Source organism: Pseudomonas sp. GW704-F2, assembly GCF_059423025.1.
Genome location: NZ_JBWKXO010000018.1, coordinates 24,864 through 40,967, shown reverse-complemented (window position 1 = coordinate 40,967; position 16,104 = coordinate 24,864). Strand labels below are relative to the sequence as shown.

Genomic DNA, 16,104 nt, shown 5'->3' with positions numbered 1-16,104 from the left:
CATCCTGCGCGCCGCCACTCGCGGCGCACTTCACTACAGCTGAAAGCGTGCCACCGCCTCGTTCAGTGCGACCGCCAGTTGCGCCAGTTCCCGGCTCGCGCCGTTGATCTGCCCGGCGCCGGAAGACGATTGCGCCGACAAGTCGCGAATGTTGACGATGTTGCGATCGACTTCCTTGGCGACCTGGGCCTGCTCCTCGGCGGCGCTGGCGATGACCAGGTTGCGCTGGTGAATCTGATCGATGGAATCGGTGATCTGGCTCAAGGCACCGCCGGCGCCCTCCGCCAACGCCAGGGTGTCGGTGGCGCGTGCGGTGCTCGACTGCATCGAGGTCAGTGCGTGGTCGGAACCCGCGCGCATGGCGCTGACCATCTGGTCGATTTCCAGGGTCGATTGCTGGGTGCGGTGCGCCAGGGCGCGTACTTCGTCGGCCACGACCGCAAAACCGCGTCCGGACTCCCCGGCCCGCGCCGCTTCGATGGCGGCATTGAGGGCCAGCAGGTTGGTCTGCTCGGCGATGGAGCGAATCACGTCGAGTACCTTGCCGATATCCCGCGATTGCTCGGCGAGGTGTTGCACCAGGGTCGAGGTCTCGCCGATGTTGCTGCTCAGGGCTTGAATCGCGCTGACCGTTTCGCCCACGCGATGCTGGCCTTCGCGCGCCGTTTCATTGGACACCCGCGTGGACTCGGAGGTGGACACCGCGTTGCGCGCCACCTCGTCAGCTGCGGAAGTCATCTCATTGACGGCAGTGGCGGCCAGCTCGATTTCCGCGGTCTGCTTTTGCAGGCTGCGGCTGCTTTGATCGGTGATGCCATTCAGGTCGGTAGCCGACGACGCCAACTGCCCGGCCGACTGGCGAATCAGCTGCAAGGTGCCGCGCAGGCTGGCTTGCATACTCTGCAGCGCCACGAGCAGGCGGGTCACTTCGTCGTCGCCGGTCACTGCCACCGTTTCGGTCAGGTCGCCACGGGCGACGTTTTCCGCGGCCCGCACCGCATGGCTCAGCGGACCGACGATGCTGCGTGTCAGCAGCCAGGCCAGCGCCACGGTACTCAAGGCGGCCAGCAGCACAAAGCCGAAGACCATCGTGCGCGAACGGCCATACTGCGCCTCGGCCGCCTGCCCCTGTTGGTTGATCTGCGCGTTGTAGTAGTCGGCCAATGCGTTGAGCTGGGCACCGGAGCCATCGACCACGGTTTTCATATCCACCAACAGCAACTTGTTGAGCTCAGCCCCCTGTTGCTGGTCGGCCAGCGCAAACGAGCGGGTCAGCCCTTGCTGGTACTGGCGCAGCGAGACCTGGAACTGCTCATACAACGCGCGCACTTCGGCGCTGTCGATCACGGCCTCGAGGTCGGCCAGCTTTTTGCTCAGGTCCTGGCTGCGCGTGTCCATCTGGCTGCGGTACTGCGGGATGCTTGCCGGGTTCGGGTCCAGCGCCATGCGCAAAGAGATGGTCCGAATGCGCAACATAATCTCGCGGATATCCGAGACCAGACGCATTTTAGGCACCAGCCCACGCTCGACCTGGACCGCACTTTCACGAATGCTGGCCATGTTCGAGAGCGCAAAAAAACCGAGTACGGCCACCAGCAAAGCAATCAGGGCAAAACCCAGGCCCGCGCGACGGGCGATGGACAGGCTACGTAAGGACATTTTTCGAGGCTCTCTTATTAGTGATCAGATGTCATACAAGAGCATTTCGGCCGCCAGGATCAGGACTTTAGAGACGTCATCCATTTCCCCGCGTGCGCCTGCGATCAGTCATGCAGGGTCACAGGGAGATTTGCGTATGCGGAAAAATCCCTGCACGGGAAAGAACCTGATCTCTCCATCTGAAACGAAAAAGCCTGCAGAACGCTCGGTTCGGCAGGCTTTTCGCTGCGGGTATCGGTCAACCGCCCTCAAGCGCACCCGCACGGGGTTGACGCTCGAACCGCGACTTCACACGCCTTGTCGATCCATCGACTACTGACAAGTCCCACCTTTGTGGTGCGACCCCGTGCCCCCGACCGGATGTGTCCCCTTCGGACACGCCGCGGCAAAAAACGGGCTACACGCCAACACCACCAAAACCCCGACCAATAACAGCTTCTTCATACCATCCTCCGTGATCGTCACGACATATGATGGCATAAAGATATCACACCTCCACAAAACCGATACTCGGTTACTTCGCCCAAGCCTGCGGGCCACTGAAGAACGCCTGCGCATTGCTGTCCAACGTCTCCAGGTGATACCCGCCCTCCTGCACGATCACACAGGGCAACCCCAGGCCGCGGATGCGCTCACCCAAGCGCGCAAACCCGTCCCGCGTCACCGCGACTTTGCTTTGCGGGTCCAGTTCGTAGATATCGAAGCCCAGGGAGAGCACCAGCACATCCGCAGAAAAGTCCTTCAGCGCCTTGAGGGCCAGTTCGAGCTGTTCAAAGAACACCGCCTCGCTGGCACCGTGGGGCATCGGCAGGTTGAGGTTGAAACCTTCGCCGGCCGCGTTGCCGCGCTCGTCGGCAAAACCGGCGACAGCCGGGTAGAAGTTGGTCGGGTCGCCGTGGATCGACACGTAGAGCACGTCGTCGCGGTCGTAGAAAATCTCCTGAATGCCTTGGCCGTGATGCATATCGGTATCCAGCACCGCGACGCGCTGGAAGCCTTCGCGCAACACCTGCGCCGCCACCGCGGCATTGTTGATGTAGCAGAAGCCGCCCGCCGCATCGAAGCGTGCGTGATGACCGGGGGGGCGACACAGCGCGTAGGCGGCGGGCGCGCCATCGAGGACGGCCTTGGCGGCAGCGACGGCGCTTTGGGCCGACCAATAGGCCGAGCGCCAGGTCCGTTCGCCGACCGGGCAACTGCCATCCGCCAGGTAGCGTGCGGCTTGGGCGAGGATGCCGCGCAGGGCGTTGGGTTCACGCACGAAGATGTTGGACATGACTTCGTCGCCCCACTCTTCAGGGATTTCCTTCCAGCGCGGGTAAGCCTCCTGAAGGAAGGTCAGGTAGGGCGCAGCGTGTACCGCCAGCAGCGGCTCAAGGCCGTGGTCCTCGGGTGACACAATCTCAAACCCCAGGGTTTGCGCGGCCCGCAGCAGGTTGCGGGCGCGCTCGGGGACTTCCTGCGGCGTTCGCATCTGACCACGGGAGTAGTAGCTGCGCGGATGATGCAGGAGTTGTTCGGGGTGGAAGAACGTTTGCATGGGAATCTCCTGAGTGAACACGCTGCCGGTGGGGGCTGGCTTGCCTGCGGCCCGGCAGGTCGTCTTCAGTCGTCCTGAATGAGGCGGTCAGTTGGCTTGGCCGGCACGTTTCAACACGGCGTTGAGTAAAACATCGGCGCCCTGGCGCACGTCCTCGGGCAGTACGTCTTCGGCTTCGTTGTGGCTGAGGCCGCCGACGCAGGGGATGAAGATCATCGCCGTCGGGCAATAGCGTGCGAGGTGGATGGCATCGTGGCCGGCGCCGCTGACGATGGGCTGCTGGCTGTAACCCAGGGCGTCCACCGCGGCTTGCACGCAGGCCACGCATTCGGCGTCGAACGGCGTCGCAGGGCTGACCCAGTGAGGGCTGATGGTGACGCTCAGGCCGCGCTTCTGCGCGATGGCCTGCAAGCGCGCCCTGACCTGCTGCTCCATCGCTTCAATGTCGGCGTCGCGGTGATGGCGCAGGTCGACGGTGAAGGTCAGCAAACCGGGAATGGTGTTGCGCGAAGACTTGGCAATGCTCAACTCGCCGACGGTGGTGAGGCCCTGGGGGGCGAAATCCATGGCGAGGCATTCCAGGGCCTGGATCATTTTCGCGGCGCCATACAGCGCGTCCTTGCGCAGCGGCATCGGTGTGGTGCCAGCATGCGCGGCCAGCCCTTCGACCCGCACATCGAGCCAGCGAATCGCCTGGCCACCACTGACCACGCCGATGCTCTTGGCGTGGTCCTCAAGGATCGGGCCTTGCTCGATATGGGCTTCGAAATACGCATCCACCGCCCCGCCCAGGGCACGCTTGCCGTGGCAGCCGAGCGTGCGCAAGGCGTCGGCCACGCTGATGCCGTCGGCATCGGTGGTGGCCAGGGCTTGGTCCAGCGCCAAGGTACCGGTGAACACGGCGGAGCCGAGCATGGCTGGGGTGAAACGGGCGCCCTCCTCGTTCGTCCATACCGCGATTTCCAGCGGCTTGCGGGTCTGGATGCCATGGTCGTCGAGGCTGCGCATTACCTCCAGGCCGGCCAGCACGCCGTAGACACCGTCGAAGCGGCCGCCTTCCGGCTGGGTGTCGAGGTGACTGCCGATCATCACCGGCGCGGCGTCCTTATCCGTACCGGCACGCCGGGCGAACAGGTTGCCGATGGCGTCCATGCTCAAGGTCAGCCCGGCGGCCTTGCACCAGTGGCTGAACAGCTCGCGACCGGCGTGGTCTTCGGCGCTCAACGCCAGGCGGCAACTGCCGCCGCGCGCGGTCGCGCCGACTTCGGCCATGGCCATCAGGCTGGCCCATAAACGCTCACCCTTAATCTTCAACATTGCACCCGCTCCATTAAACACCAGGGGCCATTTCCAGACGGTGGGCAGTGGCGTGGCGGCGCGACAAGGCCAATACGCTCACCAGCGAGACCGCCGCGATCAGGCTGTAAAACACTGCCATCGGCCACCATTGGCCTTGGTATTCGTGGGCCAGCCAGGTGCCGATCAACGGCGTCAGGCCACCGGCCAGCGCACCGCACACCTGATAGGCCAGGGAAATCGCGGTGTAACGCACGCGGGTTTCAAACAGGCCGCTGACAAAGCCCGCGATCACCGCATAAAACGAGGCCATGCACACCACCGCCAGGGCGATGCCGAGGATGATCAACGGCGCCTCACCGCTGCTGACCAGCACGAACATCGGGTAAGGCGACGCCATCGCCAGCACCGTCATCGCGCAGAGGAAACGCGTGGCGCCAACCTTCTCCGCGACCCAGGCCGCCAGGGGCTGTACGCAGAACTGGATGATGGCGACGACGAACAGGCACTCCAAAATCAACGAGCGCGGTAGGCCCAGTTGCTGAGTGCTGTAGGCAATCATAAAGGTGTTGGTGAAATACACGCCGGCGATACCCAGGGTGTTGGCACCGATGCACAGCAGCAGCGGGCGCCAGGCGGTTTTCAGCACCTCGATCACCGGGGCCTGGTCCGGCTTGAGCGCCCGTGCCTTTTCGGCCAAGGCTTTGTCTTCGAGGAACTCAGGCGACTCGTTCACCCCCAGGCGAATCGCCAGGCCAACGACCAACAGCAAGGCGCTGGCCAGGAACGGCAGACGCCAGCCCCAACTGAGCAGGTCTTCTTCGGGCAAACGGGTCACCGCGCTGAACGCCAGCAGCGACAGAATCAAGCCCGCCGGGCTGCCCAACTGAGCAAAGGAGGCAAAGAAATTGCGGCGGCCCTTTGGCGCGTGCTCTCCGGCCATCAACACCGCCCCGCCCCACTCGCCACCGACGGCGATGCCCTGCACGATGCGCAACAGCACCAGCAGGACCGGCGCCGCGACGCCGATCTGCGCGTAGCTCGGCAACAACCCGATGCACACCGTGACCACGCCCATCATGACCAGAGTGATCACCAGCGACTTCTTGCGGCCGATGCGATCGCCGATATGCCCGAACACAATGCCGCCCAGCGGCCGCGCGAAAAAGCCCACGGCAAAGGTGCCGAACGCGGCCATGGTGCTGAACAATTTATCTTCGGAAGGGAAAAACAGCTGACCGAACACCAACGCGGCGGCGGTGGCGTAGATATAAAAATCGTACCACTCGATCATGGTGCCGATGAAAGCGGCGGCCGCAGCACGGCGAGGCTGGGGCGAAGCGGAAGGCTTCATGGGGCGGGCTCCTTTGGTTATTTTTTTGGCAGGAGAAAGGTCGAACGCATGCGCTCTGATGGCGCTTGTTGAGGGTGATTTATCGTCGCGGGGCTATGATTAGTCAATTTTCTATTTATTATTCCAATTATAAATCCTGCTTATTATTGAGCCGCGCCATGCCCGAAACCCGTCGCGATATTCACCCGCTGCTCAACGACCGCCTGGACTGGAACCTGCTGCGCACCTTCCGCGTCATTGGCCAGGAACTGAGCATCAGCCGCGCCGCCGCACGCCTGCACCTGACTCAGCCGGCCATCAGCCAGGCCCTCAAACGCCTGGAAGAACAACTCGACTGCCAACTCATCGCCCGCCGTGGCCCGCGCTTCGTACTGACCGAGGCCGGCGAACAGATCTTCGCCATCGCTGGCGAGATGTACGGCCAGGTCTCGCAGATGAGCAACGCCCTGCAAAAACCCGGCGATGAAGTGATCGGCAAAGTGCGCCTGCTGATGATCAGCCGCATCAACTCCAACACCTTCGATGAGTTCCTGGCCGAGTTTCACCGCGAACACCCGCGGGTCGACCTGGAGGTCGAGGTAATGCGCAGCTCCGACATCGTCGCCGCCCTGCTGGAAAAAACCGCCACCCTGGGCCTGAGCCTCAACCGCCGGCCACAGCCGCGCCTGGAACAACATCTGTTCCTGCACCAGCGCTATGGTTTTTTCTGCGGCAAACACCACCCACTGTTCGGCCGCAGCGGCTTGGCCGAAGGGGACTTGCAGTCGGAAAACTTCGTCAGTTTTACCAGCGACCAGATCGGCGGGATGCTCTCGCCGTTGACCATATTCCGCGATCAGCAGGGGTTCAGCGGGCGGATCGTGGCGTCGTCATCCAGCCTGGAAGAAGTGCGCCGCCTGGTCATCGCCGGGTTTGGCCTGGGCTGCCTGCCGATTCATGTGGTGGCGGAGGATGTGCAGAACGGACTGCTCTGGCGATTACCGCCGGATGAGGGGATTGCGGATGTGGATATCCATGTGTTGTGGCATCGGGAGCAGAAGATGAGTCGCGCAGAAACAGTATTTATCGACAGTCTGCTGGCTCGTCTGGCGCGGTAGCCGAATGTATTCAGCGATTTATCAGACGGTTCTCTCAGGCGAACTCAATAGGGCCTTGGCTTGTTCATCCTGGACTTCGGCGAACTTTGTAGACTCTTTCCTCGTCAACTAAACTTCAGCTCGTTGAAAACATTGTTTTTGCTTCGCCAATTAATGACACCTGTCACACCGGCCAGGCCGAACTTTAAAAAAGTTCATCAATACCAACGAACACATCCCTGATGCGTTCATCTAGCAGCAGGAACAGCAATAACATCATACGTTCCTATACTTAATGAAGCGTAAAAAACCACATTCAAAAACAATAAACCGCCCCTGGCTCTACTCAGTATTTTGCGCCACCTATCAGGTGAATTGAACCGAGCACTGCTATTGTTCTCGATTCTTCAAGATCCTTTTTGCGGCGCCAATAATTTCTTTCAGCGACATTTCATCTGCTTGATAGGCAATGTCGCATAGGCAGTGGCGAAGGCTCGCGGCGGTTGGTTCAGCGTGATCCCGGCTCGTGAAAAAAGCATCCAGTCCCACGCCCAGGACGTCAGCGATTCGCTCCAACATCTCGATGCTAGGGGCGTATTCGCCCCTCTCGTAACGACTCACTGTCATCGACTCACACCCCAGTGCTTCGGCAAGGGCGGCCTGTGTCCATTTATTGTCTAGTCGTAAGTGCTTGATTCGCTTGCCTATACGTATAGTGGCACTTTGCTTCATCTGAAATATCACTTAAAATCAAATGCTTACACCTATTCACCTCCCCAGGAAGATCATAAAAAGGCTAGATTGCTATTATTTTCTAGCCAATTTCAGTATAGTCATTTTTTGACTATCTGAACGATGTTGAATTGCTAAGGAATTTTCCCATGGACGCCGAAAATTATGCCTGCCGGAAAATGCGATTGATTTTTGGTGCCTGCAGGTACCCGCGTTTGAGAAGCACCCAGCAGTTATTTGTCGTTACAGGTCAAAAAACACCGCTCCTATTGCCTATGGTTGGGTAACTGGGGGTAAACGTTCATGCTCACACCTTCCCACCTTCAACAACTGACACGACAAGGCATGATCGAACAGGCGTTACGCCAGGTCGATATCGAGCACGAATTCAGCCTGGTTTTTCAGCCGGTGATTGATTTGCGCAGCTGGCGCACCGTAGCGTTCGAGGCATTGGCACGCTGGAACAGCCCAGAGCTAGGTGACGTGCCTCCCGGCCAGTTCATTCCGATTGCCGAGCGGATCGGCCTGATAAATCACCTGACCACTCACCTGCTCGGCAAGGCATTGCTGATTGCCTCTGACTGGCCCCGCCACATTTGCCTTTCTTTTAACTTGTCCGCGCACGACTGCGCTTCAGACGAAATCGCCGGACAAATAATCGAAATCATCAAGGCCAGCCATTTCGACGCCAGGCGACTGGACCTGGAAATAACCGAAACAGCGATCATGCAGGATGTTGTTAAAGTGCAACATACTATTGACAGGTTCTGTCGGCTAGGTTGCGGAGTGGCCCTTGACGATTTCGGCACTGGATACTCCAGCCTTAGCCAACTACTTTCGCTGGCGCTCACTAAAATAAAAATAGATCGAACCTTTATTACTGGCATTGATGAAAACCCAACCCGCTACAAAATTGTAAAGTCTCTAGTTGCTTTGAGCAGTGACATGCAACTGGAATGTATAGCCGAGGGCGTGGAAACTCGCGAGGAATTGGAAGCCTTGATTAGCCTGGGTTGTTTTTTTGTCCAAGGTTATTACTTTTCGCAGCCCATGCATCATTCGCACATAGATAATTGGCTCAAAGACAATTGAATGGTTCGTGGCATGCCAAAAATTCAATGTCGAGCGCTGACTGAAGTGCAGACCTTCGCAAGGTTTCTCTAATATCCAACCCGGTGCGAAGTGGCTAAACCTGGAAGCGTCCTTGCATTTTCTGGTCAACTGCAGCCCTGAGATCCAGGCAACGGATTCCTCAGGCACGGTGGCCATGGTTTTCTCGGATAAACCGCCAGCCTTGCGCGCTTCGCTCATGGTCTCCTCGGCCTGTTTGCTGAAGGCGCCGGAGGCACACTCCAGCCCGGAGAAAACCTGTTTGAACTGGTCACGGGTGGTGTCGGACATGGGTTATCCTCCCTGTAGGGTATAGAGCGCTATCGTCGCAGACACAAATAACTTAAGGACGAGTTAAAAATGCCTATTGCTTAATGGCTAAACAGCCAATAAAACCTTCCATCAGAACTAAATCAAGGATGACTCTGTGTCACAGCAAAACTTCAACGACAACATCGTAAACTGGACATTTGAAAACTACGCAACACTGGCAAGCTTAGTTAGCGGTATCGCTATCTGCTTGTTAGCCTTGTACATTTATTCACGTTCAGGCTCACTGATATTCCTACGCGACTTAATGTGGCGCTTTTTCGGCGGCTCCACAAAATTTGAAACCGAAGACTACGAACAAGTACGAAAAAACCTCAGGGAAGTTGAATACTACCGATTCGAGTTCAACATACCCGCACAGAACTTGACTGACACCAAACTCGCCGAGGAATGGATCAAGAAAAATGGCTTCTGCCATAGAGATGTTGCACGAGCAAGAAAATATATAGACTGGAAAAACTTTAACAGCCTAAAATTTAAAGAGGCCCTGTTTTCGAAAAAAGCTCAATGTGCATTTTTTGCGCTACTCTTCTTTTTCTTCGTAATTATCAGCATTTCAGTACCACTTACGAACGCAAAATACCTGATGGTTTCATTGAAAGACGCTCCGGAAGCTCCGTCATTTTACCTATCCGAGGGCGATGCTAAATTCAGCTTTTTCAAATCCAACCCAACGCTAACAGAGAAAGAGTGCCAGTCACCGGAATCACTTAAAAAATTTATCAATCACGAGTTCTCAGAAAAAAACATCAACATCATCTGCTCGCTCTTTGGCGAGGACAAATACCGTGAGCATGTAAACAATGGGCTCAAGGGGCAACGAGGGCTTCTTCTGGCAATCGTCGCAATTTCGATTTTCTCCGTGTTCTGTATATTGGTGCGAATATCCAGATCAGGTGTTGCAAAAAAACTCCACGAAAAAATTCATCCGCCCAAAAAACAAATTTTCAAAAAATAACCCATCCAGCTGAATAGCTTTGCGACTCTTACATTACACCGTTAGAGTCGCCTCGCTTGATTGATCACACCCCGAAACCTATCTAATGCCTTTTCTAGACTACGAGCAGGCTCATAGTACGTTTGGCGAAGACCTTCGCTGCGGCCTCTTCCGCTGACAGCGAAGCTCCGAAGATGCTGTCCAGCCGCATGGCGGAATCGACCGACACGGCGTTGCCACTGCTGGAGGTGCTGAACCACTCTTGCCAGAAGGCCCTTTCAGCCAAGCCAATGGGCACGCCGAGCCACTGCTGCAAGGCGGCGCGCAGCCGTCCGGGTTTCCAGTGTTTCATGGTCAGACACCCGCCATGATCGGGTCGTTGGAGAAGCCGTCGCGGTCACAGAAGAGATGTACGTCGCCGTGGTGGGGATCAAAGGATCCACGATCACTGCGGCGCCGGTGCGACCGCGACGAGAGCATTCAGCACAAAGTGGATGATCCCGGAGCCAGCCGAGTCGAGTATTTTGCCAGTGGTAGCTATAGAGCCTGGGTTTACTCTCGCTCATCGCCGGGGAAATTTGATGCGTGCGAAACGTTATCAATTAGAACTTTTAAAAGCCTTCACTAGACTCAATCAGCAACCCCTGATAACTTAACTTAAAATCAGACCCAACTTATAAAGCACACACAACATGACTATTGAAAACAACATGAGAGGGATAGTTATAGCACCCTCACTAGATCTCGACACACATAAAAATATTAGCTACTTAGGAACCATTCACCCTGACACCTTTAAAAAATACTTACTTTACTTTGACAAAATTGACATCCCAAAAACTACCAGAATAGGTTTTAAATCAACACCTGACGATAAATTTCTCGAGAGCGCTGGGATCTTAGAGCACACACTGCACGACGAGGGCTCTACATTTCAGCCAAAGCACACAAAACTAAACCTAATCGAAAATGCCCTGAAGATACGCCATAGTGTCCAACCTGGGCAGTGGAGCCTGGCGAATCACAAGCTCTCTCCGAGCGAGAATCAGCTTACGAAGAACCCAGGGATCGAAATAAAAATTTATGAATGCCTACCGATTCCAAGCCCAGAATCATCTTTCGATGACATATTAAACTACAAAGACAAGAGAAAAGATGAACTATTAGAATTTCGAAATCATCTGGACAACATCTACCAACTGATTCTTTCTCAGCCAGACACCGAGAGAGCTTTAGTGACAGCAATAGCAAACCTCAAAAAATCCATAATCAACGTCAATGCCTCAGCTACGAAAGGCCTACTACGAAGAGTTGCTTCCAGCTTCAACATCAGCCTTAACATCGAAAGCACTTTTTCGTTGGCCAATGCTTTACTAGCAGGAGACAAAAGTCAGGCCACCAAAGAAGCATTGGGTTTCATTAGTTTTGAACCTGCAAAACTATTTACAGCGACTGAAATCCCGAAGGATCTAAAGGCGCTCTCTTATTTGGTCAACCTCAACAAAATATGACATCACTCGTCCAACCTTTATAACTCGATAGCGATGGGAATCCGTCCTATGCGGGGATACAGCAACCAACCTGAGATCTTTTTACTCTCTAACAGAAAATCTACAAAGTAGGCGTTTCAAGTGTTTTTCCGCAATGACACAGTGATAAAACTTTGACGCACTATCGGCGCAAACTATCCTGACAGATGGTCAAGTACCGCGTCTCTCAGAGCGTCTCGATAACTCAGCAATCATTCGATCATGCAGTCGCTGGACCCAGTTGCGATAAGTCCTATCCGCCGATGGCTCCAGTCCCAGCAGCCGCATCTGCTCAGCAACGGACAGCTCCCGCGCAGGCTCGCCAATTTGGCTAACCGCTGGCCCTGCTCACCTTGATGTTGCAACCAGGCCAATGTGGTTTCCACCTCGCGTGCCATGTGATCGGGACCGGCTCCCACGAGTAGATCCCTTGAGCCCGGCGTACCACGGGCAACCCCCCAGTTTTGGCAAGACATTCTAAAGAGAATCGGTGCGAGTTTGGCAGCATCAACACGGACTCGAACAAAGTAAGCATCTTTCAGCTCGAAGTGATATTCGCTTTCGGGGGAGTTCATGGTTTTTTCACCCCGATCCAAAAGCTGCAGGTACGTGCGCGCTTCGGCGTACCGAATATCGCCTGCTGTGCCTTCTACGGAGGCCACCACATTGCTTGAGTAGGCAGCGGCGGGAGAGCCGCGCGACAAGGCGCGGTAGCGGGTATCGCATCACCAAATCCTTATGAGTGATGGAAGGCTGCTGAGCGAGCCCTGAGAATTGCCCTAAACCAAACCCCAACAACGAAAAAGCCCCTGAAATGTTCAACCATTTCAGGGGCTTAGTCGTATTCAATAATGGCGGAGAGATAGGGACTTCCAGAATCTCACCACCACCCCCAATTAACGTAGGCTTTTCAGGCATTACAGACCTTTTTGCTACAAAATTTTACTACAAAAAGCGTATGATCCGGGCACCAACCCTTAGTAGCGTAATGACATGGCATCTGACAATCTGATTCTTCGGTCGGGCACCTTTCATGTTCGTCTTGTGATCCCGAAAGACGTTAGGCACATCCTGAACCGTACCGAGTTCACCGAGTCGTTGAAGACCGGGAGCAAAGCCGAAGCCCAGATGAAGAAATATGCCTTCCTGCAGGTCTGGAAGCAGTTAATCATCAATGCAAGGAAGCTGGTAGCAGGCCCAACGCCTGAAGAATTGCCAGAAGCTTCATTTGGCATATCCACGATGATAAATACTAAATCAGTCAAAAGCAAAAGGCCCAATAAAGGGCTTTTTTCGTTTCTTGTGTCAATTTTCCGTTTTATCCAAACGCGAGCCACATTGAAACCTTGGCGGTTTTTTCCGCCTTTGACGTTTCTTCTTTTAAGCGGAGCGACCACCAGAATAGGCGAGCCGCTGCACGCCTTGTTTTAGTATCGATTGCAAATAGTCTGTGTCCCTATTTGATTGCAATAAGTTGTTTTATTCTGTTCTTGTTGATTTTGCAGATTTTGCCACGCTTGTGCTTCCTGTGCGGCCTGCTGATTTTGGGCCTCGATCTGATTTTTTCTTTGCATGATATTCATAGCCAATGTGTTGCAGTCACCTTGCGACGGGTTGACCGAATCCGCTATCTGCTTAGCTCGACTCATAAAATAATTTTGGTCAAATTGCCACGTATTGAGATTTGCCATCGAATATTGCTGACCACGGGCACCTGTATCTGGTGGCATGTTTCCGCTGGCAACGCACTTATGAATACCTATCAATTGAGTAGCAAATGCAGTGTATTGGCTATCAGAAAGCGGTGGCTTTTGCGTTACGCAGCCACTCAGCAGTGATCCAGCAACTACTGCAAAAATTACCTTTTTCATTCGTTATCCTTAGAAATCGCTGAGCAGTGGCCCACTAGTAGCACCATCTGTTGATTCTATCCAATCCTACGGTTGCAGTGCCATATCACCGCGTATAGGGCGATTTCTCGCACTGGTACGAGTCCCAGCACTCAAAACCACCTCGATCAGAAAAACATGCCGTTTTACGGGCGTTCAGCGACCGGGAAAACCCGCTTGGGAATTTATTTACCACACGTTGTGCATTTTGGTTTCGGTGGTTTGCTTGGAATAGGGTTACAGGCAAAATACTGTAAAGCACCGACCCACTCAGGTTTTATTTCATAACCTTCGAAAATAGGTACTGAAATCTCTGAGGGGTGCCATGTAGGTCGTGAAATGCTCTCAAAAATACTCTTGGCGTCTTTGTATTGAGTCCATTTATGGAAAATATTTTTACCATATTGAGCTTCTAGCAAAATATGAATAGCGGCAATCGCGTCAAGTAAATTCTTGAAGTTGGCATTTTTCAGACTTCCGCCTCGATTATGCTTCACCGAGTTATACGCGTCATACCATTCAAGCGTCTGCGTCGGTGATTGCTTGCTCCAGTTTGCAAATGGCTGGAAAACTTTTAAATTCGGATATTGACCTAATACCACTTTGTATTCATTTAGCTTGAGTATAGGTAAGCAATGAATGTAGTCGGTCGTTTTATAGATTTTCTGTTGGGGGTAGCCGTTCTCAATCAATACCCTGAGTAAAAGGTATTCGACCTCAGTACACGCCAAAATCAAAAGCTCACGTATCTTATGGCCGTAAGACTCAAAATTTGTTTCCGATGGTTCAACGACGTAAAGGAGTGAATCTAGCGAATCCTGAATCGCTTGGTAGGCTCTAATTTCTTGGTAGTAGCTATCCCCTACGTAATTAAATTGGAAATTTCCTCTACTGATTCGTGAGAAGAAAAATCCGGGATTGGCGACTTCAACCAAGTCGATTACGTCAATATTGATGCTTTCGCAAAATCTAAGCAGGTAATAACCAATTGATTTTTCTGTCGGCTTCAAAATGTCACCGCCAGCAAATCTTTGATCGTAATCACTTTCAGCTTGTTGAGTCCATTCCTTCCAATTCCGGCAATCGTATGTGTAGAACTGACTATCTACATACAAGTGAACTATGTCATCTTCTTTTTGGAAAATTCCCAACAGGCCGTCTCGATTACGGAAAGCATAGCTTTGTGGCATCGTCGAATCCTTGAGCATTTTATCGTTAACCGTGTGACCGGCTTGCAGGGAAAGCGAAGCGATTAGCTGTCATAGGCCGCATCTGCGGCCAAAAGCTCATAAACATTTAGGGAATATCTATCGCACATTGCTACCGATAATCTTCGTAAGGGGTTTCTTCTACTGAAAATTCAATACCACCCGATAGACCTTGAACGCTTATATCCATGTCTTGAATAGTAAATTCACCATCGTCAACCTCATACGAAAGATCAATTTCAACGGTAAATTCTAACTTCCCATCTTCTATCTGCGTCGTATCTTCAAATGTATAAATAACATCATCTTCCCTGTCGTACCGCCCATTTGCGTAGTCAGGGCCCGTCACCGAAACACGATAATTGACCTCAACATCACAAACGATTTGGCAGCTTTCGTCATCAATATGGATTATAGATGGGTCAAAATCTGCAACCCCGAGAATCGAGAACTCATCTACCTCAGCATCTTCCCACGTTGACGAATTGTAGGCGTCAGCATCCTCGATTAACGATTTGATAGTCTGCTTGATTTCCTCTTCATGCTCTTCGATATAATCTTTGATGAATTTAGACCGGTCTTCATCATGGGCATTATAAAGGTCTAGCAATTTGCTTAGGCTGTCGATTTGAATGAATCTAGGATTATTTTCGCAAAAAGTAATTAGGTCTTTATCTTCCGAAACAACATAGATCTCTTCTCGACCTTTCAATGCCCCGCGAACAGCCAAAAGGGTAAAAGCGTCAGGGAATTCATTTTTTTTCTTTCCGCCCTGAAACGGAGGCATTTGATCAAAATACATTTCGACAATTTCGTTTCCATCTACCTTGCTCAAATCAACAACGGTAGTATTGGAGTCATCGAGGAAATCATCAAAAACTTGAATCGCGTGTTTTTCGATTTCTTTTTGATCGAAAGGCACGAATAGGTTTTTGATAACATCATCGTTAGAGTTCGTCAGTATTTTAGCTTTTCGACGAAACGCGTTGACGCCATTGATAGCATCACCAATGTGCTCACCTATTTTACGTTTCACTTCGCGAACTACTATCGTGCTGGTGATGTGATTCAGCTCGCCATCACCACAAACCTCTTTGAAAGATTCCAGTGTCTTGGATGAAAAATCCAAGCCAGCTTTGACGAAAAATTCGGTATCTACAAAAACGTTCCTTGTTTGAAGCGGCATCGCAACCTCCGTAGGTGATGGCTATTTGATTGCCAATACTCTCTTTGCCACGAACGCAAAGCAAGCTTCCTTCGGTTGATCTTTTTTTCCACCGGCGTCCGTAGCCGCAGCACGTCAAACGGTCTGTACCGAACCATACGAGCCTTGATCGCTCAAAAGCTATGTAGACGAGGCGAGCCCGGCAGTTTTTCACTACAGGCGATCACAGAGGGTTCTGGCCAATGGGTCGTGGACAGTGTGGCTTTATCGCTCCATCAA

General features: G+C 53.4%; 13 protein-coding genes and 2 pseudogenes. 5 read left to right on the top strand and 10 right to left on the bottom strand.

Annotated elements, in window-relative coordinates:
* Nucleotides 1-33 precede the first annotated feature (33 nt).
* The 5 genes and pseudogenes from AC07W0_RS16675 to AC07W0_RS16655 all read right to left on the bottom strand — a co-directional run bounded on the left by AC07W0_RS16675 (nt 34) and on the right by AC07W0_RS16655 (nt 5,849).
* Nucleotides 34-897 carry a methyl-accepting chemotaxis protein gene (locus AC07W0_RS16675; protein WP_370737569.1) on the bottom strand — a complete coding sequence of 288 codons (864 nt, stop codon included), beginning with the start codon at nt 895-897 and terminating at the stop codon, nt 34-36.
* Nucleotides 892-1,659, bottom strand: a pseudogene (locus tag AC07W0_RS16670) (MCP four helix bundle domain-containing protein); the annotation flags it as partial. The gene AC07W0_RS16675 and the pseudogene AC07W0_RS16670, both read right to left, overlap by 6 nt.
* A gap of 514 nt (nt 1,660-2,173) precedes the next feature.
* Nucleotides 2,174-3,199, bottom strand: coding sequence for a histone deacetylase family protein (locus AC07W0_RS16665; RefSeq protein WP_017848710.1), 1,026 nt, complete (start codon nt 3,197-3,199; stop codon nt 2,174-2,176).
* Nucleotides 3,200-3,286: 87 nt separating this feature from the next.
* Complete coding sequence (locus AC07W0_RS16660) at nt 3,287-4,516, bottom strand: Zn-dependent hydrolase (protein ID WP_102617685.1); 1,230 nt, start codon at nt 4,514-4,516, stop codon at nt 3,287-3,289.
* A 13-nt stretch (nt 4,517-4,529) separates the two neighbouring features.
* Nucleotides 4,530-5,849, bottom strand: coding sequence for an MFS transporter (locus AC07W0_RS16655; RefSeq protein ID WP_102617684.1), 1,320 nt, complete (start codon nt 5,847-5,849; stop codon nt 4,530-4,532).
* Nucleotides 5,850-6,007: 158 nt separating this feature from the next.
* On the opposite strand from AC07W0_RS16655, the gene AC07W0_RS16650 reads away from it, so the two are divergent.
* On the top strand, nt 6,008-6,946 hold the full coding sequence (locus AC07W0_RS16650) for a LysR family transcriptional regulator (RefSeq protein ID WP_017848707.1): 939 nt from the start codon (nt 6,008-6,010) through the stop codon (nt 6,944-6,946).
* Between the two features lie 369 nt (nt 6,947-7,315).
* Here the strand turns inward: AC07W0_RS16650 and AC07W0_RS16645 are convergent, their stop codons facing one another.
* A complete protein-coding gene (locus AC07W0_RS16645) occupies nt 7,316-7,657 on the bottom strand; it encodes a helix-turn-helix domain-containing protein (RefSeq protein WP_017848706.1) in 342 nt (113 codons plus the stop codon).
* A gap of 297 nt (nt 7,658-7,954) precedes the next feature.
* Between AC07W0_RS16645 and AC07W0_RS16640 the strand changes: the two are divergent.
* Nucleotides 7,955-8,749, top strand: a pseudogene (locus AC07W0_RS16640) (EAL domain-containing protein); the annotation flags it as partial.
* 445 nt (nt 8,750-9,194) lie between these two features.
* Complete coding sequence (locus AC07W0_RS16635; RefSeq protein WP_102617682.1) at nt 9,195-10,055, top strand: DUF6216 family protein; 861 nt, start codon at nt 9,195-9,197, stop codon at nt 10,053-10,055.
* A gap of 94 nt (nt 10,056-10,149) precedes the next feature.
* On the opposite strand, the gene AC07W0_RS16630 is transcribed toward AC07W0_RS16635, so the two are convergent.
* Nucleotides 10,150-10,386 carry a hypothetical protein gene (locus tag AC07W0_RS16630; RefSeq protein ID WP_102617681.1) on the bottom strand — a complete coding sequence of 79 codons (237 nt, stop codon included), beginning with the start codon at nt 10,384-10,386 and terminating at the stop codon, nt 10,150-10,152.
* Nucleotides 10,387-10,726: 340 nt separating this feature from the next.
* Here AC07W0_RS16630 and AC07W0_RS16625 point away from each other — a divergent pair, with 340 nt between their 5' ends.
* Together AC07W0_RS16625 and AC07W0_RS16620 are read left to right on the top strand one after the other, a co-directional pair.
* Nucleotides 10,727-11,545, top strand: coding sequence for a DUF6236 family protein (locus AC07W0_RS16625; protein WP_146013172.1), 819 nt, complete (start codon nt 10,727-10,729; stop codon nt 11,543-11,545).
* Between the two features lie 1,011 nt (nt 11,546-12,556).
* Nucleotides 12,557-12,994 carry a DUF6538 domain-containing protein gene (locus tag AC07W0_RS16620; protein WP_102617679.1) on the top strand — a complete coding sequence of 146 codons (438 nt, stop codon included), beginning with the start codon at nt 12,557-12,559 and terminating at the stop codon, nt 12,992-12,994.
* Here AC07W0_RS16620 and AC07W0_RS16615 read toward each other — a convergent pair.
* From AC07W0_RS16615 to AC07W0_RS16605, 3 genes are all read right to left on the bottom strand, one after another.
* Nucleotides 12,991-13,434: a hypothetical protein gene (locus AC07W0_RS16615; RefSeq protein WP_146013171.1), complete on the bottom strand. Its 444-nt coding sequence runs from the start codon at nt 13,432-13,434 to the stop codon at nt 12,991-12,993. The two genes, AC07W0_RS16620 and AC07W0_RS16615, sit on opposite strands and share 4 nt — an antisense overlap.
* 203 nt (nt 13,435-13,637) lie before the next feature.
* Nucleotides 13,638-14,642, bottom strand: coding sequence for a hypothetical protein (locus tag AC07W0_RS16610; RefSeq protein ID WP_102617678.1), 1,005 nt, complete (start codon nt 14,640-14,642; stop codon nt 13,638-13,640).
* 130 nt (nt 14,643-14,772) lie between these two features.
* Nucleotides 14,773-15,846, bottom strand: a complete 1,074-nt coding sequence (locus tag AC07W0_RS16605) for a PIN domain-containing protein (RefSeq protein ID WP_102617677.1) — start codon at nt 15,844-15,846, stop codon at nt 14,773-14,775.
* Nucleotides 15,847-16,104: the final 258 nt, after the last annotated feature.

Excerpts from the sequence above, each read along its gene's own strand:
- AC07W0_RS16625 (WP_146013172.1), top strand. The coding sequence starts at position 10,727 with ATGACTATTGAAAACAACATGAGAGGGATAGTTATAGCACCCTCACTA.
- AC07W0_RS16620 (WP_102617679.1), top strand. The coding sequence starts at position 12,557 with ATGGCATCTGACAATCTGATTCTTCGGTCGGGCACCTTTCATGTTCGT.
- AC07W0_RS16675 (WP_370737569.1), bottom strand. The coding sequence starts at position 897 with ATGCAAGCCAGCCTGCGCGGCACCTTGCAGCTGATTCGCCAGTCGGCC.
- AC07W0_RS16645 (WP_017848706.1), bottom strand. The coding sequence starts at position 7,657 with ATGAAGCAAAGTGCCACTATACGTATAGGCAAGCGAATCAAGCACTTA.
- AC07W0_RS16650 (WP_017848707.1), top strand. The coding sequence starts at position 6,008 with ATGCCCGAAACCCGTCGCGATATTCACCCGCTGCTCAACGACCGCCTG.
- AC07W0_RS16630 (WP_102617681.1), bottom strand. The coding sequence starts at position 10,386 with ATGAAACACTGGAAACCCGGACGGCTGCGCGCCGCCTTGCAGCAGTGG.
- AC07W0_RS16615 (WP_146013171.1), bottom strand. The coding sequence starts at position 13,434 with ATGAAAAAGGTAATTTTTGCAGTAGTTGCTGGATCACTGCTGAGTGGC.
- AC07W0_RS16655 (WP_102617684.1), bottom strand. The coding sequence starts at position 5,849 with ATGAAGCCTTCCGCTTCGCCCCAGCCTCGCCGTGCTGCGGCCGCCGCT.
- AC07W0_RS16665 (WP_017848710.1), bottom strand. The coding sequence starts at position 3,199 with ATGCAAACGTTCTTCCACCCCGAACAACTCCTGCATCATCCGCGCAGC.
- AC07W0_RS16605 (WP_102617677.1), bottom strand. The coding sequence starts at position 15,846 with ATGCCGCTTCAAACAAGGAACGTTTTTGTAGATACCGAATTTTTCGTC.
- AC07W0_RS16660 (WP_102617685.1), bottom strand. The coding sequence starts at position 4,516 with ATGTTGAAGATTAAGGGTGAGCGTTTATGGGCCAGCCTGATGGCCATG.
- AC07W0_RS16610 (WP_102617678.1), bottom strand. The coding sequence starts at position 14,642 with ATGCCACAAAGCTATGCTTTCCGTAATCGAGACGGCCTGTTGGGAATT.